General features: G+C 67.5%; 1 protein-coding gene and 1 pseudogene. Both read right to left on the bottom strand.

Annotated elements, in window-relative coordinates:
- On the bottom strand, positions 1–92 hold a 92-nt coding region (locus tag AC08OX_RS10305; RefSeq protein WP_476607614.1), incomplete at its 3' end, for a zinc ribbon domain-containing protein.
- Positions 66–440, bottom strand: a pseudogene (locus AC08OX_RS10300) (RNA-guided endonuclease InsQ/TnpB family protein); the annotation flags it as partial. The gene AC08OX_RS10305 and the pseudogene AC08OX_RS10300, both read right to left, overlap by 27 nt.
- Positions 441–514 lie beyond the last annotated feature (74 nt).

Here is a 514-nt window from a genome sequence, read left to right as displayed (position 1 = left end):
TTCACCCCGCAGGCCGAACAGACCCGCGACGTCGGCTCGAACCGTCCGATCCGGACCAGCGTCCGGCCGTACCGGGCGGCCTTGTACTCCAGCATGGCGACGAACGCGGACCAGCCGGCGTCGTGCACTGACTTGGCCAGCCGGGTACGGGCGAGTCCCTTGACCGCCAGGTCCTCCACCGCGACCGCTTGGTTCTCGCGGATCAGCCTTGTGGAGAGCTGCTGGTGGAACTCGCGCCGCGCGTCGGCCACCCACGCATGCGCACGGGCGACTTCCAGCCGGGCCTTGGCCCGGTTGTTCGAGCCCTTCTTCTTGCAGGACAGGTCCCGTTACGTCTTCTTCAGGCGTTTCTCGGCCCGGCGCAGAAACCGAGGAGAAGCGATCTTCGTACCGTCGGAGAGGACCGCGAAGTGCGTCAACCCCAGATCGATGCCGATCACACGCTCCGTCTGGGCGAGGGCCGGTTCCGGGCCGGTCTCCACAACGAAGGACGCGCAGTACCGGCCGGAACTGT

The sequence above is a fragment of the Frankia sp. CoBUL1 genome (assembly GCF_978021245.1).
The sequence above is the reverse complement of the archived record's forward strand: the minus strand, read 5'-3'. Positions and strand labels throughout refer to the sequence as shown.